Raw genomic sequence first — 21957 nt, forward strand, 5'->3', positions numbered from 1 at the left:
CTACAATAGAAAACAGGAGGTAGGCCCTCCTGTTTTTAATACTTTTGAATGCCTAATTTCACTGTTGTTGTCGCTCGTTTTGTACCACGATAAAACGTAAGAGTCATTTTATCATTAATTTTTTTATTATATAAGGCCGTGCGGAACCCAATAATATCGTGCACCGCTTTTCCATCTACCGCCACAATAACATCATGTTCTCTAAGACCCGCATCCGTACCTGGCGAAGGACTTTTCACATCTAAAATGCAGACTCCTTCTGTTACGTTACCTGGTAATTGTAACGTTTTTGACCAATAGTAACTCGGAATCTCATTTAATGATCTTAGTTCAATCCCAACATAAGGTCTTCTTACTTTACCGTACTTTTCTAACTCATTCATAATAGGCACAGCTCTCGTAACTGGAATAGCTAATCCAATTCCTTCTACTTCTTTTGCTGCAATTTTCATTGAGTTAATACCTATTAATTGTCCCGCTACATTTACAAGCGCTCCACCACTATTACCTGGATTAATTGCCGCATCTGTTTGCAATACTTCTACTTGCCAATCGTAATGTCCATCTTGATCTAAATCTACAGGAACAATACGCTCATTAGCCGAAATAATACCTTGTGTGACAGTTCCGGAAAATTGTAACCCAAGTGGATTTCCAATCGCAATAACTGGTTCTCCTCTACGAACGGTATTAGAGTCGCCAATTTCAATCACTTTCTTCACATGCTTCGCATCTATTTCTAGTACCGCTAAGTCTGTGACTACATCGGTTCCTAATACTTTACCTGGAATTTTCTTACCGTCACTTAAGCTCACTTCAATACGATTCGCCCCAGCAACAACGTGGTTATTCGTTACAATATACGCATGTCCATCTGTTCTCTTATAAATCACACCAGAGCCTGTACCAGCTTCCGAATCAGCCTCTGAAAAATCGTCTCGTTGAATATTAATAACACCAACAACAGCCTCTGAAGCACGATCAACAGCGTCTACAAAGCTAATCTGTTTAACAGGAACATTTCCACTTTGAGCTTCAGCCATATTTTTTTCACTTGCTTCAGCTTGCGGAAGCTTACCTGCATGATTTGAAAATAAAGGAGCTCCAAATGCAAATAATGAAGCTCCTACAATTGTTCCCGCTATGCTAGAAATGACAATACCTTTATGTTTCTTTTTCCCTGCGCGTTTAATACGATATTTTTCTTCATCAATAAAGGACATATTTGTTCACCTATCTTCCTGAAAACAACTATATTCACCTTTATTGTTTACTAAAATGAAGAATTATACGTATTGAATTTTCGTAGGCATTTTTTGATCCGTATCATGTATTTCAAAGGATTCTCCAACCCCAAAACCTTTTTCTTCTAATACTTGTGATACAGACATACGCGCTAATTCTTTCATGTTATTATCTAAGCTTAAATGCGCTAAATAAATGTGTTTTGTCTCGTCTGTAATAACATCAGCCATCGCTAATGCAGCGTCCTCATTACAAACGTGGCCAACGTCGCTTAAAATACGTCGCTTAATGCTCCATGGATAGCGCCCCATACGAAGCATTTCCACATCATGATTACTTTCAAATACGAAAGCGTTCGCTCCCTTAATAACACCTTTCATACGGTCACTTACGTAGCCTGTATCTGTAATAAGAGCTAACTTTCTATTATTGTTATGAAAAGCATAAAACATCGGTTCCGCCGCATCATGAGAAACACCAAATGATTCAACTTCAATATCTCCAAATGTTTTCACGTCTCCTACTGAGAAAATGAATTTTTGATCAGTTGGGATATTACCTATTAAATGTTCCATTGCATTCCATGTTTTCTCGTTCGCATAAACAGGTAAATCATATTTACGCGCCAATACACCTAATCCTTTAATGTGGTCACTATGCTCATGTGTTACAAGAATACCTGATATGTCATTTATATTCAGTTCAGCTTGTTTAAATAAAGCCTCTGTCGCTTTACCACTTAAACCTGCATCGACGAGCAGCTTTTTTTCATCTGTTCCTACATATAACATATTCCCTGTACTTCCACTTGCAAGTACACTAAAATGCATACTCATTCTTTCTCACTCCATTATGTTCTTCCGGCACTTGAGTTTCCCCTAATTCCATAACTTGTCCTTCAATTGCATTCACAAAAAAATCCTTTTTCTGTTCTGTCTTTAAGTTCCATGTCGGAGCAAGCACTTGTATATTAGAAGAAGACTCCGCAAGAGTCGCATATCCAATCTGCGCCTCTTTCACGTGCGTATTTTCTGCAATTTTATTTTTCAAATATATATTTTCTAAAGCTGTTTGCGCAGTAATAATTTCTTGTTCTTTCGTCTTTTCGCTTTCGCCCATTTCCTTCAAATCCGTTAACATTGTTTGTTTATACGAAATAAGCTCATTTTTTTCATTTAAATCTACAACAATCATCGCACGATTATTGTAGAAGATTGGTTTATCTTTATACTTTTGAAAGAAGTAAATTTTTGAGTCCTTTATTGCCCCAAACTCATATTTTTGTCCATCCAGCACATAATTTTTCAAAAACTCATTATACTTATCTTTTGACAATGATTTTGTATTTAAAAAAGGCTCTTTTAATTTACTCTCTATTTGATATTCGTCTTGCACATGCGCCGTCTGATTTTTTAAAGATTGCACATCTTCTTCTTTGAAAACCTTATTTTTTGCCATTATAAATGACTCTTTTTTCGGTTCTTTAGGAAAATTCCCCATAGTAATTTTTTCAGCTTTTAATTGTTGATCGATTTTCGTTTCCGTCACAATTTCTAATTGATTACTATCTTGCTTTTGAATGAACTGAAAGATAAGAAAGAGGTCTAAAACAAAAAAGGTCACAATAAATATGGTTTTAATTCGATCCCAATCCATTTAGTCCCCCCTCACTCCACTCATATATTTGTTGCTTACCATCTTCTTCACATTTTACATACCATATCGGCTGTAAGACAGCGATTCTCCCACTCCCATCACTGATGGAAGGTTCCAATGACATTTTATAACCAATACCAACATCCTGAATTGATTTTTTATCAATTTCCGGGTTATTCTCTAGTGATGTCATCACTGTATGACCTGATGCAAGAGAAGTTGTTTGTTGTTTACTAGGCAAAGTAATACTGAACTCAAAAAAGGGTCTTTCATACTGCATAATTTCACCTGAACCCCATACTTGTTTTAATTCCGCTATTCCATTGGCATTAAATACAGGCAAACTATCCTCATATAAACGGAATGAAGTTTTCCTCCCATTAATATAATCAAAACGATAGGACTTAAAGGATCCACTATGCCCACTTACAAAGTCAAAACTTTTTTGTAAAATCACTGCATTATCCGTAGGTTTATCACCATGTACAGCGGAATTTTTATATTTCAACATTGCATCCAACTTATCAATTTCCATAGAACGGATGCCATCCGTAAATGTTTCCTTTTCTTTCTCAGAAATAGGACTTAAATAACGTGGATCACTAAATAAAGCATTTTTGAATGGATCCACCTCTAGTTTAGCTGTAATATACTCTGCCTTACTTAATTCCGTAATCCCCTCTGGTAAAAAAAGTTTTTTTGTATCATTTATTTGATATTCAAAATATGGTCTTGCTACTGTTATAAGTTGATTTTGAGCATTTATAATATCCTTTATATAAGCACCGCTCAATTTTGCTTGATATATTTTATGAGGAGTATCATAGGAAACAAAGCTAACTTTAATTTCTTGGTCCGTACTTCTAGAAGGATCAATTATAATACGATTAAAACTTCTGTTACTTTCTATGTTTTTATCTTTAATATTAAACATATCTTTAATCGTATCTAACGGGATATTTGTAGGGAAAACAAATTCAATTTTTTCTTCTCCGTGTACATAAGACAGAAAATCACCTTTAGGGACTGTCCCCGTTATTTCCCTAAAATCATGTAATTCTCCGTTTTCAAGAATTTTATAGATTGAATCCACATTTTCCTTCTTTTCGCTTACATAATGATTTTTCTCTTTATGAATAACGACAGAGGATGGGCGAACAACCTCCGAAATCTTTACCTGATTTATCTCTTCGTTACCTTGAACGAACTTTGTATTTTGCATAGAAGTGGAATCAGGAACATATGTCCATAAGTTAAAAGTAAGAAATAGACTAATGACAACCAAATTAATTAGAACTATCGTTTTAAAGTTTTCCATACTCATTCCCAATCGTCCTCTTCATCTGTCGCCATTGGCAATGTGAAATAAATAGTTGTCCCTTTTCCTTCCTCACTTTTCGCCCAAATCGAGCCGCCATGTGCCTCAATCATTTCTTTCGCAATAGCTAACCCAAGACCTGTACCACCCATTTGTCTCGAACGCGCTTTATCTACACGATAAAAACGTTCAAATATTTTATCTACATTTTCTTTCGGAATTCCCATTCCTTGATCACTCACACTAATCTCTAATAACTCCCCGCGGTCACGCAGGCGATATGTTACTGTACCACCTTCTGGCGAATATTTTAGTGCATTGGAAATAATGTTATATAAAACTTGTGTGATTTTGTCTGTATCCATATCAATAAATCGAGATTTTTTAGAGAAAGATCGTTTGAAGCTTACATTTTGCTCTTTAGACATTTCAAAGCGATCGATAACGTTATTAAAGAAGTCAGTAAAGTCGACCCATTCCTTCATTAAGCGATGTTCTGTACTATCTAGTTTAGATAGTTGTAACAATGCATTTACAAGCCTGATCATTCTTTCCGTTTCCTCTTGTGTAACCGTTAAAAATTGCGGTGCAATATTTGGATCTTGCCATGCTCCATCAGTAAGTGCTTCTAAGTAACTGCGCATTGTTGTTAACGGCGTTCTTAACTCATGAGATACGTTCGCAACAAACTCACGGCGCTCTTGTTCTATCCGCTCCTGTTCTGTTACATCATATAATACAGCAATTAAACCATTTGCCTTCCCTGTTTCTTTTTGAATAACAGAGAAACTAGCACGTAAAATATATGGTTCATTTCTCGTACTAAAATCTAATAAAACTGAATCAGGTTCTTCATATAAATGATCAAGTGTAAATTCTTCTTGTATTCCTAACACTTCTAACACTGATTGATCTAGCGCCGTTTCACGCGAAACATTTAACATCTTTTCCGCAGGATCATTTAATAAAATGATATCCCCTTTTCGATCAGTAGCAATTACTCCATCTGTCATATGTGATAAAACGGATGATAATTTTCGTCTTTCACTTTCTGTGGAGGAACGAGCTTGTTGTAATTTTTTAGATAAATTGTTAAAAGATAATGCTAATTGTCCAATCTCATCGTGACTATGCACCTTTACTTTTCGCGAATAATTTCCTTTCGCCATTTCAATTGCTTGTCTTCGCATATCTGAAATTGGTCTCGTAATTGTTTGAGCCAATAAAATTCCAAGTACAGCTGTTACCAATAAAGCAATTACTGTCCCCGTTGCGAAAATTTGGTTGATGTCCTTCATTTGTTTATACACATCTTCCATAGATGCAACAATATGAATGACGCCAAGTACATCCCCGCCCGGCTCTTTTAGAATAGGGGTAATCATAACTTGAACTCGATGACCTGTATGTCCATCTTTCTCAATCTTTGACTCTGGTTTCTTTTGTACCATTACCCGTTGTACAGCTGTATCTGCTGACGTTCGTCCTACCTTATTTTGCTTAGACCCATCTGAAATTGCCATTAATTTTTTAGTAGAATCAATTACACTTACTTCTTGAATATCTCTCTTACGATCTGATGCGAATTTTTGAATCGAATCATTAATAGCTTTATCTACTGATTCTGTTTTAGGACGTTCTTTTACAAACTCTTGCTTCAGGTTATAAGAAAGTAAGTTTGTTTGCTGCGTTAAGGAATCTTGAAAGCCTTTTACAAGGCTTTTTTCTAATTCCCTGACGAAATATACACCAATTACTTGCATTGCTATTAATATTAACAGCATATATATGAGCACAAATTTTAAATGAATAGATTGAAAAAAACCAACTTTCTTCATATACTATTCCTGTTCTGGGTCACGCAAGTAATACCCTACCCCACGTCTAGTTACAATTAAAGTAGGATGACTTGGATTATCTTCAACTTTTTCGCGTAAACGACGTACTGTTACGTCTACTGTACGTACATCTCCAAAATAATCATAACCCCAAACTGTTTGTAATAAATGTTCACGAGTCATAACTTGACCTAAATGCTTCGCTAAATAATGTAGTAATTCAAATTCACGATGTGTAAGCTCAATGCTTTCTTCACGCTTCGTTACACTATAAGCGTTCGAGTTGATAACGATTGGTCCAATAACCATTTCGGTATTTTCTTCTTTCTCTGCAGCACCACCCTGCTGATGGCGACGTAAATTTGCTTTCACACGAGCAAGTAACTCCCTCGTACTAAATGGCTTCGTTACATAATCATCTGCCCCAAGCTCAAGCCCCAATACTTTATCAATTTCAGAGTCTTTTGCTGTAAGCATAATAATTGGCATTTCTGAGCTTTTACGTATTTCACGACATACCTCTAAACCGTCTTTTCCCGGTAACATAATATCTAATAAAACCATATCTGGCTGTTCTTCATTTGCTTTTTCAATCGCCTCATCACCATCATGCGCCATTACAATTTCAAAACCTTCTTTTTCTAGGTTGAACTTCAAAATATCCGCAATCGGCTTTTCATCATCAACTACTAAAATTTTCTTTCCCATCATCGTCTATTTCCTCCTTATAAAAATATGATCAATAATCCTCAAACATATTGGTGTTTCTATAGTATGTTCCTATATGACAACAATCTTGGTCTAAGTATTTCTCCTCTATTCTCATAGACTCATGTATCATCCACTTTTACACGGAATCCTATACGATCTATAGAAAAACCTCTAGCTTCAACTGCTAGAGGCTCCTCATTCTATTGTAAAATAACTACCCACTTTTGTAAAACTGGACAAAATAAAAAGGATATTAAGTGGGCCCACTTAATATCCTGAGAGTGGCTCGGGACGGAATCGAACCGCCGACACGAGGATTTTCAGTCCTCTGCTCTACCGACTGAGCTACCGAGCCAAAACTATATATAAAACCACTAATGGTGGTATAAACAAAAGTGGCGGTCCCGACCGGGGTCGAACCGGCGATCTCCTGCGTGACAGGCAGGCATGTTAACCACTACACCACGGGACCAAAAATGAACATAAAAAAACATGACCCGTACGGGATTCGAACCCGTGTTACCGCCGTGAAAGGGCGGTGTCTTAACCACTTGACCAACGGGCCACGAAAAATAAAATGGTGAGCCATGAAGGATTCGAACCTTCGACCCTCTGATTAAAAGTCAGATGCTCTACCAACTGAGCTAATGGCTCATACTCACCAACGTCATATTTTCGTGACGACAAGACATATCATAACATGTTATCTTTCATTTTTGCAATACCTTTTTTTATTTTTTTATAAAAGATAAGAAAAAACTCATGAAAACATGAGTTTTTTCTTAAAAGAATCAATTTTTTATATCAATTAAGCTTCGTATACATTACGAACGATATTTGTTTGATTACGATCTGGTCCAACTGAGAACATAGATAATTGGATTCCTGTTAATTCAGAAACACGCTCTACGTATTTTCTTGCATTTTCAGGAAGTTCATCTAATGATTTCATAGCAGTAACATCTTCTGTCCAACCTGGAAGCTCTTCATATACAGGCTCACATTTCGCTAAAATGTTTAAGTTAGCTGGAACTTCATCGATAACTTCGCCATTGTATTTGTAAGCAACACAAATTTTAAGAGTTGGGATACCTGTTAATACATCGATAGAGTTTAATGATAAGTCTGTTAAACCACTAACACGACGTGCATGTCTTACAACAACGCTATCGAACCAACCTACGCGGCGCGGACGACCAGTTGTTGTTCCGTATTCACGACCAACTTCACGAATTTGATGACCGATTTCATCATTAAGTTCCGTAGGGAATGGACCATCACCTACACGGCTTGTATATGCTTTACATACACCTACAACGCGAGTAACTTTCGCAGGACCAACTCCAGTTCCAACTGTTACACCACCAGCAATTGGGTTAGAAGATGTAACGAATGGATACGTACCGTGGTCAATATCAAGCATAACACCTTGTGCACCTTCAAATAATACACGATGATTGTTATCTAGTGCATCATTTAATACGACAGATGTATCGCATACATACTGTGCGATTTGTTGTCCGTATTCGAAGTACTCTTCAAAGATTTCTTCTACGCTGAAACCTTCTGTATCGTACATTTTTTCAAACAAACGATTTTTTTCCACTAAATTGCGCTCAAGCTTCTCTTTAAATGCTTCACGGTCTAAAAGATCAGCCATACGGATACCAATACGAGCAGCTTTATCCATATATGCAGGACCGATACCTTTTTTCGTTGTACCGATCTTGTTATCACCTTTACTCGCTTCTTCTAACTCATCTTGTTTTAAGTGATAAGGTAAAATAACGTGCGCACGGTTACTTACACGTAAATTATCAGTACTTACACCACGATCGTGTAAGTATTTTAACTCTTCAAGTAATGCTTTCGGATCTACTACTAAGCCATTTCCGATTACACAAATTTTCTCTTTATAGAAAATACCAGATGGAATTAAGTGTAATTTATATTTAACTCCGCCGAAAACAATTGTATGTCCCGCGTTATTTCCACCTTGATATCTTGCAACTACTTCCGCATGCTCAGAAAGAAAATCAGTGATTTTACCTTTTCCTTCGTCGCCCCATTGTGTTCCTACAACTACTACTGAAGACATTATTAAAGCACCTCCGCAATTTTCAAACGATCTATTCAAACAATATAATTGTACCAAAACAGAAAAAGAAGTCAACCAAAAAGCGAACATTTTTTTATCGAAAAACGTTTTCGTTCGTAAGAATTACATATTCACCTTATGAAAGCCCTATCTTTCATATAAAAAAAAAGAAACACATCTTATTATAAGAAATGTGTTTCTTTTTTATACTGCCTTTATGCGTGCGGTGCATGTCCATCCTCAAAGCGGCGTTCTAAGTTGACGAATTTATTAAATTCCTTAACAAACGCAAGCTCTACTGAACCTACTGGACCATTACGTTGTTTTGCAATGATAATTTCAATTGTATTTTTATTTTCTGTTTCACGATCATAGTAATCTTCACGATATAGGAAGGCTACAATGTCAGCATCCTGCTCGATACTTCCTGATTCACGAATGTCAGACATCATCGGACGTTTATCTTGACGAGATTCTACACCACGAGATAACTGCGACAAGGCGATAACAGGTACTTGCAATTCACGTGCAATCCCTTTTAATGTACGAGAAATCTCAGATACTTCCTGCTGACGGTTTTCTCCTGATTTCCCACTTCCTTGAATAAGCTGTAAATAGTCAATCAAAACCATCCCAAGACCTTGTTCTTGCTTTAATCTACGACATTTTGCTCGAATCTCATTTACTTTAATCCCTGGTGTATCATCAATATATATACCAGCATTAGAAAGGCTACCCATCGCCATTGTTAATTTCGCCCAATCATCAGAAGTTAATGAACCGGTACGAAGTCTTTGCGCATCAATATTTCCTTCTGCACAAAGCATACGCATAACAAGCTGATCAGAGCCCATCTCCAAACTAAAAATCGCTACATTTTCATCAGTTTTCGTCGCTACATTTTGTGCGATATTTAATGAAAATGCAGTTTTCCCCACCGACGGACGCGCTGCTACGATGATTAAATCATTTCGCTGAAAACCCGCGGTCATCTTATCTAATTCAGTAAATCCAGTTGGTATCCCAGTAACTTCACCTTTTTGATTATGCAAAAGTTCAATTTTATCATAAGCATCTACAAGAACATCTTTAATGTTTTGGAATGCTTTTGCATTTGTTTGATGTGATACTTCTAATATTTTTTTCTCAGCCTCATTTAAAAGGCCATCCACATCATCTTCTCGCTCGTATCCATCCGATACAATATGAGTTGCCGTTCGAATTAAACGACGTAAAAGTGCCTTTTCAGCGATGATGCGTGCATAATATTCTACGTTAGCAGCTGTTGGAACAACTTCTGCTAATTCTGCTAGATAAGAAACCCCACCAACTTCTTCTAGTAACCCTTGATCAGCCATCGCTGATGTCATTATTACTAAGTCTATTGGTTCTCCCTTATCAGACAACCCAAGCATGACTTCAAAAATCTTTTGATGTTTCGTTCGATAGAACGAGTCAGGTAGCAACAGCTCTGATGCTGACGTTAATGCATCTTGATCAATCAATATAGCCCCTAAAACCGCCTGCTCTGCTTCTATATTATGCGGAGGGGTACGATCAGCCAGTACATCACTCATGCGCAATCCTCCTTGCTTAATTTATTTTTATTGTTCACTAACATGAACTTTTACTGCCGCTGTTACTTGCGGATGCAATTTTACAGTGACTTTTGTATAACCTAATGCACGGATTGCATCGTCCATTTCAAATTTACGTTTATCAAGTTTAATCTTGTGTGATTTTTGCATTGCATCTACAATTTGTTTGCTTGTAATAGAACCAAATAAACGGCCACCTTCTCCAGATTTCGCCTTTAATTCTACAGTTAATTTCTCTAATGTTTCTTTTAATTGTTTTGCACTTTCAAGCTCTGCTGCTGCATCTTTTTCCTCTTTGCGCTTTTGAGCATCTAAAGTTTTCATACTGCTGTTTGTCGCTTCGGCAGCTAACCCCTGTTTTAATAAGAAATTATTTGCATAACCATCTGGTACGTTTTTTATTTCTCCTTTTTTACCTTTACCTTTTACGTCTTTTAGAAAAATTACTTTCATGATTGTGTGCCTCCCTGTAAATAGTCATCAATAACAAATTGAAGCTTCTCCTCCGCTTCATCTACTGTAACATTTTTCATTTGTGTGGCTGCATTTGTTAAGTGCCCGCCACCTCCTAAATTCTCCATAATTAGCTGTACATTCAATTCACCTAAAGATCTACCACTAATTCCAATGAAATTTTCTCCACGTTTTGCAATAACAAACGATGCAATGATACCTGTCATTGTCAATAATGTGTCTGCTGATTGCGCAATAAGTACTTGGTCATAATATTCATCACCATCAACTTTAGCAATCGCAATTCCATTTTTATAAATGTACGCATTTTTAATGGCTTTTGCAACTCGTAAATACTGACCCATATCTTCTTTTAAAAGTTCTTGTACAAGTACAGTGTCTGCGCCATGCGAGCGTAAATAAGAAGCGGCATCAAAGGTACGAGCGCCTGTACGGAATGTAAAACTTTTCGTATCAACAATAATACCAGCTAACAATGCCGTTGCTTCTAACATTGTCATCTTTAAATTTTTCGGTTGATACTCAAGTAACTCTGTAACAAGCTCTGCCGTTGAAGAAGCGTACGGTTCCATATAAACAAGTAATGGATCTTCAATGAAATCTTCTCCACGGCGATGATGGTCAATAACTACTACATTTTCAATCTTATGTAACAGTTTTTCATCCATCACCATTGAAGGTTTATGCGTGTCAACAACAACAAGTAATGAATCATCATTTGCAAATTCCATCGCTTGCCCTGGTGTAATAAAGTGTGACCATAACTCTTCATTTTGTTTCACTTTATCCATCAAACGCTTGATTCCTTTATCAGAATCATTTTCATCTAATACAATATATCCTTTGCGCTCATTTAATTGAGCTACCTTTAAAATACCAATCGCCGCACCAATCGCATCCATATCAGGGGCTCTATGCCCCATTATAATGACATTACTGCTTTCTAATACTAAATCCTTTAATGCATGCGAAATAACTCTAGCACGTACACGAGTACGCTTTTCGACCGGATTCGTCTTGCCACCGTAAAACTTAACTTTACCCGTTGCTTGTTTAATAGCTACTTGGTCTCCTCCTCGTCCTAATGCAAGGTCTAAACCAGATTGAGCCATCGCTCCAAGCTCCGATAAAGGTAAATCACCTGAGCCAACACCAACACTTAATGTAAGTGGTATATTCCTTTTTGATGTTTCTTCACGCACTTGATCCAAAATACTAAATTTCCCTTTCTCCATTTGCGCTAAAATACTTTCATTTAGTACAACGAAGAATCTTTCTGAAGATGCACGTTTCAAATATGCACCATACTTAACGGCCCATTCATTTAGACGTGACGTCACAAGACTTGTTATATTCGTACGTAATTGATCATCTAACCCTTGTGTAACTTCATCGTAATTATCTAAATAAATAACAGCCAAAACAGTGCGCTGATCCTCATACATTTTTTCAATCTCTGTTTGCTCAGTTACATCAAAAAAATAAATTAGTTTTTCTTCTTTCCTTACAAACACACGGAACTTCCGACTATTTAAAGATACTATATCATCAGAAGTCTCTCCTTTAATAAAAAGGAGTAATGTTTCTGATACATCGTACAGATGCCACCCAGCTAATGCGTGTTGCCCCAAACATGAAGACAAGTAAGGATTTGCCCAATCAATCCCATACTCCTTATTGTATAACAATATACCGATTGGCATCTGGTTGAATGCTTCGTTACTCACTTTTTTTACCCTAGTAATCATATCTGTCGTATACTTTTCAAAGTTCCTTTGAAAGGTAAGTTCAAATCGTATAACTAAAAAGAAAACGATGCTAAAAACAAAAAAGGAAGATATCCCCATAATTAAGTGGAAATAACAGAGAATCGAGATTAGCACCAACACAAAAAATGCCAATACGTAAACAGGATATAAAAACCACTGTTTCTTATAAAATTCAGGCATGTATACAACTCCTATAAAGTAAAACTAACTCACCTTCCAGTTAGTTAAACAAATTAAAATAGTGTAAGGAATATTATTTTATTCCCCTATTTTAGAACGCAATGAAATCCCTAAATCAATTATACCTAAGATTGTCACAAGAGGAAACAGCATTGGAATAAACATACATACAATAAAACTAATAATAGGAATACCCCTCGTAAAACCTTTTCTGTGTGCTAAAAAGGTGATAAACGTTAATCCTTGCAATACGAGCAGCAAAGCAAAGATTACATATAGGTTAGAAAATACCATATGTAAATATGATGTTGGTTCTACTTTTATAAAAGTTGCTAACAAAATAAATATGACGTAATACCAGACAATACTCTTTGGCAATTGTATATCTTTAAATTTAGGCCAAGGTGTAACGTCGTGCTTTAACTTTCTCAAAACACTACCTGATATTAGCACTGTGATCCAAGAAAAACATACAGAAACTAGTACAAGTATACTTGGAAATAACGTCTGTAATATATCATTCATTTGTGCAAATAACTCTTTTTGTTCCTTACTAACTGGCATACCAGCAGCAGTTGCTATCTTTTCACTTTGCGCCATACTTTCACTAAATATATTTTGCATTTGCTTCATTAAATCTATGTTGAAAAATTTTATACTTCCAACATAAATGAGCATCATACCAATTAAATATGCAAGCGTTCCAGCTATCAATATCTCCACTGGTTTTTTCCCTTTTTTATACATATACCCTAATACAACACCTATTAATCCAAACATCACTGTCTTTATGAGACTAATCGGCTGACTCACAATAACTGTAATAAAAAGTGCCGCTACAAAAATAACGAGTATATTAGATAGTTTATGTCTTACTGTTAATAATATAAATGGTAACGGCAACACAAACGTTACCATTGTACCTAAAATCGGAACATACATAGATATAAGCAACAAAATTGCATATATAGCCAATAACGCTGCACCCTCAGTAATAAATCTCGTGTTTTTCATCATTCAACCTCTCTCTCAAAAAAGAAAAGCATAGCAAAATGCACAGTAGAGTCCGACTCTACTGTGCATTTCATACGCTATTATTCACCAACATATGGTAAAAGTGCCATTTGACGAGCACGTTTAATTGCAACTGTAAGTTTGCGTTGGTATTTCGCGCTTGTTCCTGTTACACGACGTGGTAAAATTTTACCGCGCTCAGAAACGAAACGTTTTAATAAATCAACATCTTTATAGTCAATGCGAGTGATGCCGTTAGATGTGAAGAAACACACCTTACGACGTTTCGCACGTCCACCTTTGCGTCCTGCCATGTCTATTCCCTCCATTCTTTGTTAAAAATATCCGATTCATACCATTAAAATGGTAAATCGTCATCCGAAATGTCAATCGGTTGACCAACATTCGAAAATGGATCGTCATTCTTCGTAAATCCAGTGTTACCTGAGTTACCTGAGTTACCTGAGTTACCCGGATTACTAGATTGACCAAATGGGTTAGAGCTTTGGTTACCGAAACCAGCTCCTGATGGTTGCTGATTGAATGAACCACGTTGCTCCCCACCGCCATTACGCGGCTCTAAAAATTGTACGCTCTCCGCAAGAACTTCTGTTACATATACACGTTTACCATCTTGTCCATCGTAAGTACGAGTTTGAAGACGTCCGTCTACGCCTGCTAAGCTACCTTTTTTCAAATAATTTGCCACGTTTTCTGCTTGTTTACGCCATATTACACAATTAATAAAGTCAGCTTCACGCTCACCTTGTTGATTCGCAAATGCGCGATTCACAGCTAACGTAAAAGTAGCTACTGCAACACCATTGGGCGTGTAACGTAAGTCAGGGTCCTTAGTTAAACGACCAACGAGGATAACACGATTCATCAATCGAACCACTCTCCCTATATATCTTAATTATTTTTCTTCTTCTTTAACAACGATATGACGAAGGATATCTTCGTTGATCTTAGCTAAACGGTCGAATTCGTTAATCGCTTCTGAATTAGAGTTCACCTTTAAGATCATGTAGAAACCTTCACGTAAGTCGTTGATTTCGTAAGCTAAACGACGCTTACCCCACTCTTTTGTGTTAATGATTTCTGCACCATTGTTTGTTAAAACACCTGCGAAACGTTCAACTAAAGCTTTTTGAGCTTCTTCTTCAACGCCAGGACGAATGATGTACATAATTTCGTACTTTCTCATTACACTTTCACCTCCTTTTGGTCTAAACGGCCCATAATGGGCAAGGAGCAATTAATTTATAGTAATTACTCACGAGTTTAGATTATATCATAGTAAGTTATATGAATCAACTCACCAATACGTAAAAAACTTGGCAAACATATAATATATTTGCCAAGTCTATATCTTTATTTTTCCTAGGAAATATTAAATTAAACGTTAAAGCGGAAGTGCATAACATCTCCGTCTTTTACGATATACTCTTTTCCTTCTAAACGTACTTTACCAGCTTCTTTTGCAGCTGTCATAGAGCCATTTGTCATTAAATCAGTATAAGAAACTGTTTCCGCACGAATAAATCCACGTTCAAAGTCCGTATGAATAACACCAGCACATTGTGGTGCTTTCATACCTTGTTTAAACGTCCATGCACGTACTTCTTGCACACCAGCTGTGAAGTAAGTAGCAAGTCCTAATAAGTCATATGCAGCACGAATTAATTGATCTAAACCAGATTCTTCAATACCTAGTTCTTCAAGAAATACTTTCTTCTCTTCCTCATCTAACTCAGCAATTTCTGATTCGATTTTTGCACATACAACAATTACTTGTGAATTTTCATTTGTTGCAAATTCTTTTACCATTTGTACATATTTATTGTCAGAAGGATCCATAATATCATCTTCACTTACGTTTGCTACGTACAGCATTTCTTTCGTTGTAAGTAAATGAAGGCCTTTAACAATCTTCATTTGCTCTTCTGTAAATTCAACAGTACGAGCTGGTTTTCCCTCTTCAAAAGCTTCTTTTAAACGAACTAAAATTTCATGCTCATATACAGCTTCTTTATCTTTTTGTCTTGCTAACTTCGCAACTCGTTCGATACGTTTATCAACAGATTCCAAATCCGCTAAGATTAGCTCTAAGTTGATTGTTTCAATGTCATCAATTGGATCTACTTTTCCTGAAACGTGCGTAATATTTTCATCTTCAAAACAACGAACAACTTGGCAAATTGCATCTACTTGACGAATGTGAGATAAGAATTTATTTCCTAACCCTTCACCTTTACTTGCACCTTTTACGATACCTGCGATATCAGTAAATTCAAATACAGTCGGAACAGTTTTTTTCGGTTCTACCAATTCCGTTAATTTATTTAAACGCTCATCTGGTACTTCTACAATCCCTACGTTTGGATCGATTGTACAGAATGGATAGTTCGCAGATTCTGCTCCTGCTTGTGTAATTGCATTAAATAAAGTGGACTTCCCTACGTTAGGTAATCCAACAATCCCAGCCGTTAATCCCATATTTTTCACTCCTATGTCTCAATCTTTCATCATTATAGATAGTAACGAAAAAAATGACAAGTTTCCACCAAATGAAAAAAAGCAACGGCTGTCTACTGCAGCTGTTGCTTTTTCACTATTCTTCATGCTTCACAAGTATTTTTTTTACCTTGCGATCAAACTCTCTTCGAGGAATCATTACCGAATGGTCACACCCCTCGCACTTAACGCGGATATCCATTCCCATACGAATAATCTTCCAGCGATTTTCACCACATGGATGGGCTTTCTTCATTTCCACAACATCGTACAAGTTATATTGCTTTTGCTCCATTCTTTAAATCCCTCCCACTATTAAATTGCTTTTTCACTAACTAATTCTTCGCGACTATATAAAACCATACGTGGGTATGGAATTTCAATCCCATGTAAATCAAGACGATTTTTAATCTCTTTGCGAAGAGCCCTCGCAATAACTGCATGCTGCATCGGCTCAACTTCAGCAATAACACGTAATACAACTTCAGACGCTGCCAGTGTTTGAACACCTAGCAATTGAGGTGTTGTTACCATTTTCTCATATTTTTCTGGTAATTCCACTAATAAATCTTCAATAACTTGCTCCGCTCGTACTATATCACTTTCATAAGAAATAGATACATCAACAAATGCTACACTATTACTAACGGAAAAGTTCGTTACTTGTACAATACTACCATTTGGTATTATATGAATTTCACCTGTCCAGCTTTTCATCTTCGTTGTACGTAGTCCAATTTCCAAAACAGTTCCTTCAAATTGACCTATTCTTACATAATCACCTACTGAAAATTGATCCTCTAACAAAATAAATAATCCTGTAATAACATCTTTAACTAAACTTTGTGCACCAAAACCGACTGCTAAACCAATTACCCCGGCACCGGCTAATAGACCTGACGCATTAATATCAAACACACCTAAAATTGCAATTAACATAATGAACATAACAACGTATGCCACAATATTTTCAAGCAACTTCGCTACCGTAACTGTACGACGTTCTGAAATTTGAATCGGCGAACGGCTTCCCATACGAAACGCATTTCGTACAATTGCCCTCGCAACTCGCACAACGATTGCACCAAGTATTAAAATAACGATTATTTTTAGTGATTTCACACCTATATTCGTCCAATCAATGGACTCAAACCATTTCAACGCTACATCCATGTCCCTCTACCTCTCCAGCTAAAATCTCTTTTTAGTTATCCTTATTATTGTATCAGAACTCTCTCTGATTTCTGAAAAAAATTTATGACTTTAATTCCATTTGTTAACTTCCATTCAGGTATAAAATGAGACGAATATATATATACTAGTACTATTATTTCTGTTTTCATTCACAGTTTGCAAAAAGTATGCACTTATAATTTTCCATTTCAGACACCATATAACATATTGTGAAAATTTATTAAAAGGATGGGTGCTTCATGAATATTAGAAGTTTTCGCTTACCTTTTTTTGAAAAAGAAACTCAAAATGTTATGCATCATGACTTAGAAGCCTCTGAGACAATCAGCAATTTCTTACTTTCCCATATTCCCATTAAGACTAATATACCACTCATTCTCGTTTGTATCGGAACAGACCGTTCCACCGGTGATGCACTTGGTCCATTAGTTGGTACTAAACTAGAACAAATTGAAATCAAAAACCTTCAAGTGTTCGGCACACTAGACGAACCAATACATGCACTAAACTTAGAAGATAAAATTCAGAATATACAGAAAGAAAATCCTACTTCATTTATTATTGCTGTTGATGCATGTTTAGGAAAATCTCAAAGTATCGGTTCTATAACTACCGGAAAGGGGCCCAGTAAACCTGGAGCTGCGATGAATAAGAAATTACCTGAAATTGGTGATTTGCATATTCATGGCATCGTAAATTTAAATGGTTTCATGGAGTTTTTCGTACTTCAAAATACAAGACTAAGTTTAGTCATGAAGATGGCTGATGTAATTGCACAAAGTATAAAAGAAACAGACCAAAAATTATCTGCATTAAAAAAAGCAAACCATCTATAAACAATAAGATGGTTTGCTTTTTAATTTCCCTTTGATAATAATTCTAAAATTCGATTTAAGTCTTCTTTATTAAAAAATTCGATTTCGATTTTACCTTTTTCTTTTTTCGTTTCTTTGATCTTTACATCCGTACCAAACTTTTCTCTTAAAAATGTTTCACGCTCTACAAAAAATATATTTCTTTCTTTTTTCACTTGTTGTGTTTCACGTGAAACACGTTGATTAATTTCCTGGACAATTTGTTCCAATTGGCGAACATTCAGTCCTTCTTTTTCAATTCGCTTCAATAAAGATTTCAACTGTTCTTCATCTTTTATTGTAAGTAAAGTTCTTCCATGAGCCATTGAAAGCTGACCGTTTGCAATCATATCTTGAACGAATGAAGGGAGGCTTAACAATCGAGTATAATTTGCGATATAAGGCCTGCTTTTACCAAGACGTTTTGCTAATTGTTCTTGTGTTACATTTAGCTCGTTCATTAACATCTGATATGCCATTGCCTCTTCCATAGGATTTAAATCTTCTCGTTGTAAGTTTTCAAGCAAAGCAAATTCCATCATTTGCTGCTCATTTAATTGCCTTACGACAGCAGGCACTTTCTCAAGTCCGGCCTCTTTAGCAGCACGATATCTTCTTTCACCTGCAACTATTTCATATCCTTTAATACTCTTTCGAGCAATTAACGGTTGCAATATACCGTGCTCTTTAATAGAAGCCGCTAATTCCTGAATCGCTTCTTTATTGAAATGTTTACGTGGTTGATATGGATTCGGCCTTAATTCAGTTACTATAATCTCCTGAATCGTTTCTTCTTCTTTCACATCTAAATCTGGAAAAAACACATTGATTCCTCTTCCTAATCCCTTAGCCACCTGCAATCACTTCCTCTGCTAAATCTAAATATACTTCTGCTCCTCTTGATTTAGCGTCATACTGCATAATTGGTTTTCCATGACTTGGTGCCTCACTTAAGCGAACATTACGAGGAATAATCGAACGATATACTTTATCCCTAAAGTATTTTTTCACTTCATCTATAACTTGAATTCCTAAATTTGTACGAGCATCCAACATCGTTAACAATACACCTTGAATTGCTAAATTTTTATTTAAATGCTTTTGCACAAGTCGAACTGTATTTAATAGCTGACTTAACCCTTCCAGCGCGTAATATTCACACTGTACAGGAATAATAACAGAATCTGCTGCTGTTAATGCATTAATCGTTAATAATCCTAAGGATGGGGGACAGTCAATAATAATATACTCATATTCATCACGAATTGGCTGTAATGCTCTTTGCAAGCGTACTTCCCGGGAAATGGTTGGTACCAATTCAATTTCAGCGCCAGCCAATTGAATTGTAGCGGGTAGAACATCTAAGTTTTCAGTTGCGGTTTTCCGTATAGCGCCTTGAACATCTGCATCTTCCACAAGAACATTATAAATACATTGATCTAATTCAGACTTTTCAATTCCTACACCAGTCGTTGCATTTCCTTGAGCATCAATATCTACGAGAAGGACTTTTTTTCCTACTTGTGCCAATCCAGCCCCTAAATTAACGGATGTTGTTGTTTTTCCAACACCGCCTTTTTGATTAGCGATAGCAATGATTTTTCCCACGATGTCACCTACTTTCAACCTTTCTTATTCTAGAAACAATTACTTTTATTGTAACATGAAATAAAAGTTTTTCTTTTACGTCCTTATTAAACTTCAAAATTTATTTCCAAACTCCTTCTTGCTTTAACAAGAAAATATAGTAAAAGAGACCTCTCCAATAGGATAAGGTCTCTAGCACGTAATTATTTTTTCTTCGGAATTTTAATCGTAATTTGATAGTATTCATCAAACTCTTCTTCCGCAGAATTAACATTCAAACCACTGTTAGCAACCATTTGTAATGATTGTCTAATTGTGTTCATAGCAATTCTTGCATCTCGACTTACTGCTTTTTGCTTCGCTTTGCGCTTTGGTTTTACTTCTTCTAGTAACTTTGCAATTCGTTCTTCTGTTTGCTTTACATTCAATTGCTTCTCCACAATCTCTTGTAAAACCTTCAGTTGTAATTCCTCATTTTTCAAAGGAATAAGGGCGCGAGCATGCCGTTCTGTAATACTTTTTTCTAATAATGCACCTTTGATTTCTTCAGGCAATTTTAATAATCGCAATTTATTTGCGACTGTCGATTGTCCTTTTCCAAGTCGTTGTGCCAATGCTTCTTGTGTTAAATTATGTAACTCAATCAGCTTTTGATATGCCACAGCTTCCTCAATTGCTGTTAATTCCTCACGCTGCAAATTTTCAATTAACGCTACAGAAGCTGTCTCAGTATCATTTAAATTCTTTATTATTGCAGGAACTTTTTCCCACCCTAACTTTGTTGCTGCGCGGAAACGCCTTTCCCCGGCAATAATCTCGTACTTATCATCCTCATACTGTCTCACAACAATCGGCTGGATAAGCCCATGTGTACGAATCGTTAATGCTAGCTCCTCAATACGTGCATCGTCAAAAACTGTTCGTGGTTGATAACGGTTAGGGGTAATGTTTACTATCGGAATTTCCTGTATTTCTTCATATACCTTTTTAGCTATTTCTTCATGGCTTTCGTCTTGTAATTCGAATTCGCTCTCTTTATCTCCAAAGCCAAATAAACGAGAAAACGTATTTTTCATACATATTCCACCACCTTTTAGGCCTATTGACTGTTCTACATAAAATGTTTCCTATGAAACATTTACGTTTTCATTTATATAATTTAATCTTACGTCTAATAAGATTTATTTTTCAATAGGTAATTTATTGGGCGTTCCCGGTTTGCGTGGATATTTCTTTGGTGTCTTGCGCTTTTTCTCGATTAATAAAATATTACGCTCACTTTCTTCAAACGGTAATTGGAACGTAGACATTTCTTTCAATTCTCCGCCAAGTACCTCTAAAGCATATTTGCCATTTTCGATTTCTTCTTTCGCCGCTGCACCTTTCATTGCAATGAATGTTCCCCCTACTTTTACAAGTGGTAAACATAGCTCACTTAATACAGAAAGACGTGCAACTGCACGTGCCATTACAATATCGTATGCTTCACGTACACCTTCTTTTTTTCCAAATGTTTCAGCACGATCATGACAAAATGCAACATCACTTAATTCTAACTTTTGCGCTAAGTGATTTAAGAAATTAATACGTTTTTGTAATGAATCTACAATTGTTACTTTTAAGTGCGGGAAACAGATTTTTAAAGGGATACTTGGGAAGCCAGCTCCTGCTCCAACATCACAAATAGAAAATGGTTTCGAAAAATCATAATAAAAAGCCGCTGTAACAGAATCAAAAAAGTGTTTTAAGTATACTTCCTCTTTCTCCGTAATAGCCGTTAAGTTCATTTTTTCATTCCACTCTACTAACGTTTCAAAATAGATTTCGAACTGCTCTAACTGTCTAGAAGAGAGGGAAATACCCTTCTCTTCTAGCATAGATTGAAATTGTTCTATGTTCATCTA

22 protein-coding genes and 4 tRNA genes are annotated in these 21957 nt (G+C 36.2%); 1 reads left to right on the top strand and 25 read right to left on the bottom strand.

The window, feature by feature from the left end:
* Positions 1 to 35: 35 nt before the first annotated feature.
* The 21 genes from MHB76_RS25945 to MHB76_RS26045 form a co-directional block, all read right to left on the bottom strand.
* The gene (locus MHB76_RS25945; protein WP_002113216.1) at positions 36 to 1223 is read right to left on the bottom strand and encodes a S1C family serine protease; all 1188 of its coding nucleotides are present in this window, start codon (positions 1221 to 1223) and stop codon (positions 36 to 38) included.
* A gap of 63 nt (positions 1224 to 1286) precedes the next feature.
* Positions 1287 to 2081, bottom strand: coding sequence for an MBL fold metallo-hydrolase (locus tag MHB76_RS25950; RefSeq protein WP_002138925.1), 795 nt, complete (start codon positions 2079 to 2081; stop codon positions 1287 to 1289).
* The gene (locus MHB76_RS25955) at positions 2065 to 2901 is read right to left on the bottom strand and encodes a two-component system regulatory protein YycI (RefSeq protein WP_016106794.1); all 837 of its coding nucleotides are present in this window, start codon (positions 2899 to 2901) and stop codon (positions 2065 to 2067) included. The genes MHB76_RS25950 and MHB76_RS25955 overlap by 17 nt, the downstream gene beginning before the upstream one ends.
* Positions 2882 to 4225: a YycH family regulatory protein gene (locus MHB76_RS25960; protein WP_078174612.1), complete on the bottom strand. Its 1344-nt coding sequence runs from the start codon at positions 4223 to 4225 to the stop codon at positions 2882 to 2884. The genes MHB76_RS25955 and MHB76_RS25960 overlap by 20 nt, the downstream gene beginning before the upstream one ends.
* Positions 4222 to 6057 (bottom strand): cell wall metabolism sensor histidine kinase WalK, encoded by a 1836-nt coding sequence (gene walK / locus MHB76_RS25965; RefSeq protein WP_002144571.1) that lies wholly within the window; start codon positions 6055 to 6057, stop codon positions 4222 to 4224. Before walK ends, MHB76_RS25960 begins: the two co-directional genes overlap by 4 nt.
* A gap of 3 nt (positions 6058 to 6060) precedes the next feature.
* Complete coding sequence (gene walR / locus MHB76_RS25970; RefSeq protein WP_002089942.1) at positions 6061 to 6768, bottom strand: cell wall metabolism DNA-binding response regulator WalR; 708 nt, start codon at positions 6766 to 6768, stop codon at positions 6061 to 6063.
* 282 nt (positions 6769 to 7050) lie between these two features.
* Positions 7051 to 7123, bottom strand: a tRNA-Phe gene (locus tag MHB76_RS25975).
* 41 nt (positions 7124 to 7164) lie between these two features.
* Positions 7165 to 7240 (bottom strand) — tRNA-Asp (locus tag MHB76_RS25980).
* Between the two features lie 21 nt (positions 7241 to 7261).
* Positions 7262 to 7333, bottom strand: a tRNA-Glu gene (locus MHB76_RS25985).
* 13 nt (positions 7334 to 7346) lie between these two features.
* A tRNA-Lys gene (locus tag MHB76_RS25990) sits at positions 7347 to 7422 on the bottom strand.
* Between the two features lie 154 nt (positions 7423 to 7576).
* Positions 7577 to 8866: an adenylosuccinate synthase gene (locus MHB76_RS25995; RefSeq protein WP_002138921.1), complete on the bottom strand. Its 1290-nt coding sequence runs from the start codon at positions 8864 to 8866 to the stop codon at positions 7577 to 7579.
* A 215-nt stretch (positions 8867 to 9081) separates the two neighbouring features.
* A complete protein-coding gene (dnaB, locus tag MHB76_RS26000) occupies positions 9082 to 10443 on the bottom strand; it encodes a replicative DNA helicase (RefSeq protein WP_002113222.1) in 1362 nt (453 codons plus the stop codon).
* Between the two features lie 27 nt (positions 10444 to 10470).
* Positions 10471 to 10917, bottom strand: a complete 447-nt coding sequence (rplI, locus tag MHB76_RS26005) for a 50S ribosomal protein L9 (protein WP_002144568.1) — start codon at positions 10915 to 10917, stop codon at positions 10471 to 10473.
* Positions 10914 to 12887, bottom strand: a complete 1974-nt coding sequence (locus MHB76_RS26010) for a DHH family phosphoesterase (protein WP_078175132.1) — start codon at positions 12885 to 12887, stop codon at positions 10914 to 10916. Before MHB76_RS26010 ends, rplI begins: the two co-directional genes overlap by 4 nt.
* 78 nt (positions 12888 to 12965) lie before the next feature.
* Positions 12966 to 13901 carry a YybS family protein gene (locus MHB76_RS26015; protein WP_078175133.1) on the bottom strand — a complete coding sequence of 312 codons (936 nt, stop codon included), beginning with the start codon at positions 13899 to 13901 and terminating at the stop codon, positions 12966 to 12968.
* 80 nt (positions 13902 to 13981) lie between these two features.
* On the bottom strand, positions 13982 to 14215 hold the full coding sequence (rpsR, locus tag MHB76_RS26020) for a 30S ribosomal protein S18 (protein WP_000918874.1): 234 nt from the start codon (positions 14213 to 14215) through the stop codon (positions 13982 to 13984).
* A gap of 44 nt (positions 14216 to 14259) precedes the next feature.
* Complete coding sequence (ssb, locus tag MHB76_RS26025; RefSeq protein WP_002159667.1) at positions 14260 to 14790, bottom strand: single-stranded DNA-binding protein; 531 nt, start codon at positions 14788 to 14790, stop codon at positions 14260 to 14262.
* A 27-nt stretch (positions 14791 to 14817) separates the two neighbouring features.
* Positions 14818 to 15108, bottom strand: coding sequence for a 30S ribosomal protein S6 (rpsF, locus tag MHB76_RS26030; protein WP_002144565.1), 291 nt, complete (start codon positions 15106 to 15108; stop codon positions 14818 to 14820).
* 191 nt (positions 15109 to 15299) lie between these two features.
* Positions 15300 to 16400, bottom strand: a complete 1101-nt coding sequence (gene ychF / locus MHB76_RS26035; protein WP_002159666.1) for a redox-regulated ATPase YchF — start codon at positions 16398 to 16400, stop codon at positions 15300 to 15302.
* 115 nt (positions 16401 to 16515) lie between these two features.
* Positions 16516 to 16713: a DUF951 domain-containing protein gene (locus MHB76_RS26040; protein ID WP_000436054.1), complete on the bottom strand. Its 198-nt coding sequence runs from the start codon at positions 16711 to 16713 to the stop codon at positions 16516 to 16518.
* A gap of 20 nt (positions 16714 to 16733) precedes the next feature.
* Positions 16734 to 17591: a mechanosensitive ion channel family protein gene (locus MHB76_RS26045; RefSeq protein WP_016106799.1), complete on the bottom strand. Its 858-nt coding sequence runs from the start codon at positions 17589 to 17591 to the stop codon at positions 16734 to 16736.
* Between the two features lie 260 nt (positions 17592 to 17851).
* On the opposite strand from MHB76_RS26045, the gene yyaC reads away from it, so the two are divergent.
* Positions 17852 to 18448, top strand: a complete 597-nt coding sequence (gene yyaC / locus MHB76_RS26050) for a spore protease YyaC (protein ID WP_204209716.1) — start codon at positions 17852 to 17854, stop codon at positions 18446 to 18448.
* A gap of 20 nt (positions 18449 to 18468) precedes the next feature.
* Here yyaC and spo0J read toward each other — a convergent pair whose 3' ends face one another.
* From spo0J to rsmG, 4 genes are all read right to left on the bottom strand, one after another.
* Positions 18469 to 19320, bottom strand: a complete 852-nt coding sequence (gene spo0J, locus MHB76_RS26055) for a stage 0 sporulation protein Spo0J (RefSeq protein ID WP_171902578.1) — start codon at positions 19318 to 19320, stop codon at positions 18469 to 18471.
* On the bottom strand, positions 19313 to 20074 hold the full coding sequence (gene soj, locus MHB76_RS26060) for a sporulation initiation inhibitor protein Soj (protein ID WP_002016469.1): 762 nt from the start codon (positions 20072 to 20074) through the stop codon (positions 19313 to 19315). Before soj ends, spo0J begins: the two co-directional genes overlap by 8 nt.
* Before the next feature lie 182 nt (positions 20075 to 20256).
* Positions 20257 to 21129: a nucleoid occlusion protein gene (gene noc, locus MHB76_RS26065; protein ID WP_078175136.1), complete on the bottom strand. Its 873-nt coding sequence runs from the start codon at positions 21127 to 21129 to the stop codon at positions 20257 to 20259.
* Positions 21130 to 21234: 105 nt separating this feature from the next.
* Positions 21235 to 21954, bottom strand: coding sequence for a 16S rRNA (guanine(527)-N(7))-methyltransferase RsmG (gene rsmG / locus MHB76_RS26070; protein ID WP_078175137.1), 720 nt, complete (start codon positions 21952 to 21954; stop codon positions 21235 to 21237).
* Positions 21955 to 21957: the final 3 nt, after the last annotated feature.

This window comes from Bacillus sp. FSL M7-1345 (assembly GCF_038006985.1).
GTDB classification, from domain to species: Bacteria; Bacillota; Bacilli; order Bacillales; family Bacillaceae_G; genus Bacillus_A; species Bacillus_A cereus_U.

Coding starts and splice junctions, on each gene's coding strand:
- MHB76_RS26010 (WP_078175132.1), bottom strand. CDS start 12,887: ATGCCTGAATTTTATAAGAAACAGTGGTTTTTATATCCTGTTTACGTA.
- rsmG (WP_078175137.1), bottom strand. CDS start 21,954: ATGAACATAGAACAATTTCAATCTATGCTAGAAGAGAAGGGTATTTCC.
- rpsR (WP_000918874.1), bottom strand. CDS start 14,215: ATGGCAGGACGCAAAGGTGGACGTGCGAAACGTCGTAAGGTGTGTTTC.
- MHB76_RS26015 (WP_078175133.1), bottom strand. CDS start 13,901: ATGAAAAACACGAGATTTATTACTGAGGGTGCAGCGTTATTGGCTATA.
- yyaC (WP_204209716.1), top strand. CDS start 17,852: ATGAATATTAGAAGTTTTCGCTTACCTTTTTTTGAAAAAGAAACTCAA.
- MHB76_RS25995 (WP_002138921.1), bottom strand. CDS start 8,866: ATGTCTTCAGTAGTAGTTGTAGGAACACAATGGGGCGACGAAGGAAAA.
- rplI (WP_002144568.1), bottom strand. CDS start 10,917: ATGAAAGTAATTTTTCTAAAAGACGTAAAAGGTAAAGGTAAAAAAGGA.
- MHB76_RS26045 (WP_016106799.1), bottom strand. CDS start 17,591: ATGGATGTAGCGTTGAAATGGTTTGAGTCCATTGATTGGACGAATATA.
- MHB76_RS25955 (WP_016106794.1), bottom strand. CDS start 2,901: ATGGATTGGGATCGAATTAAAACCATATTTATTGTGACCTTTTTTGTT.
- MHB76_RS25950 (WP_002138925.1), bottom strand. CDS start 2,081: ATGAGTATGCATTTTAGTGTACTTGCAAGTGGAAGTACAGGGAATATG.
- walK (WP_002144571.1), bottom strand. CDS start 6,057: ATGAAGAAAGTTGGTTTTTTTCAATCTATTCATTTAAAATTTGTGCTC.
- MHB76_RS25960 (WP_078174612.1), bottom strand. CDS start 4,225: ATGAGTATGGAAAACTTTAAAACGATAGTTCTAATTAATTTGGTTGTC.
- MHB76_RS26040 (WP_000436054.1), bottom strand. CDS start 16,713: ATGGAGCAAAAGCAATATAACTTGTACGATGTTGTGGAAATGAAGAAA.
- dnaB (WP_002113222.1), bottom strand. CDS start 10,443: ATGAGTGATGTACTGGCTGATCGTACCCCTCCGCATAATATAGAAGCA.
- MHB76_RS25945 (WP_002113216.1), bottom strand. CDS start 1,223: ATGTCCTTTATTGATGAAGAAAAATATCGTATTAAACGCGCAGGGAAA.
- noc (WP_078175136.1), bottom strand. CDS start 21,129: ATGAAAAATACGTTTTCTCGTTTATTTGGCTTTGGAGATAAAGAGAGC.
- ychF (WP_002159666.1), bottom strand. CDS start 16,400: ATGGGATTAACGGCTGGGATTGTTGGATTACCTAACGTAGGGAAGTCC.
- rpsF (WP_002144565.1), bottom strand. CDS start 15,108: ATGAGAAAGTACGAAATTATGTACATCATTCGTCCTGGCGTTGAAGAA.
- walR (WP_002089942.1), bottom strand. CDS start 6,768: ATGATGGGAAAGAAAATTTTAGTAGTTGATGATGAAAAGCCGATTGCG.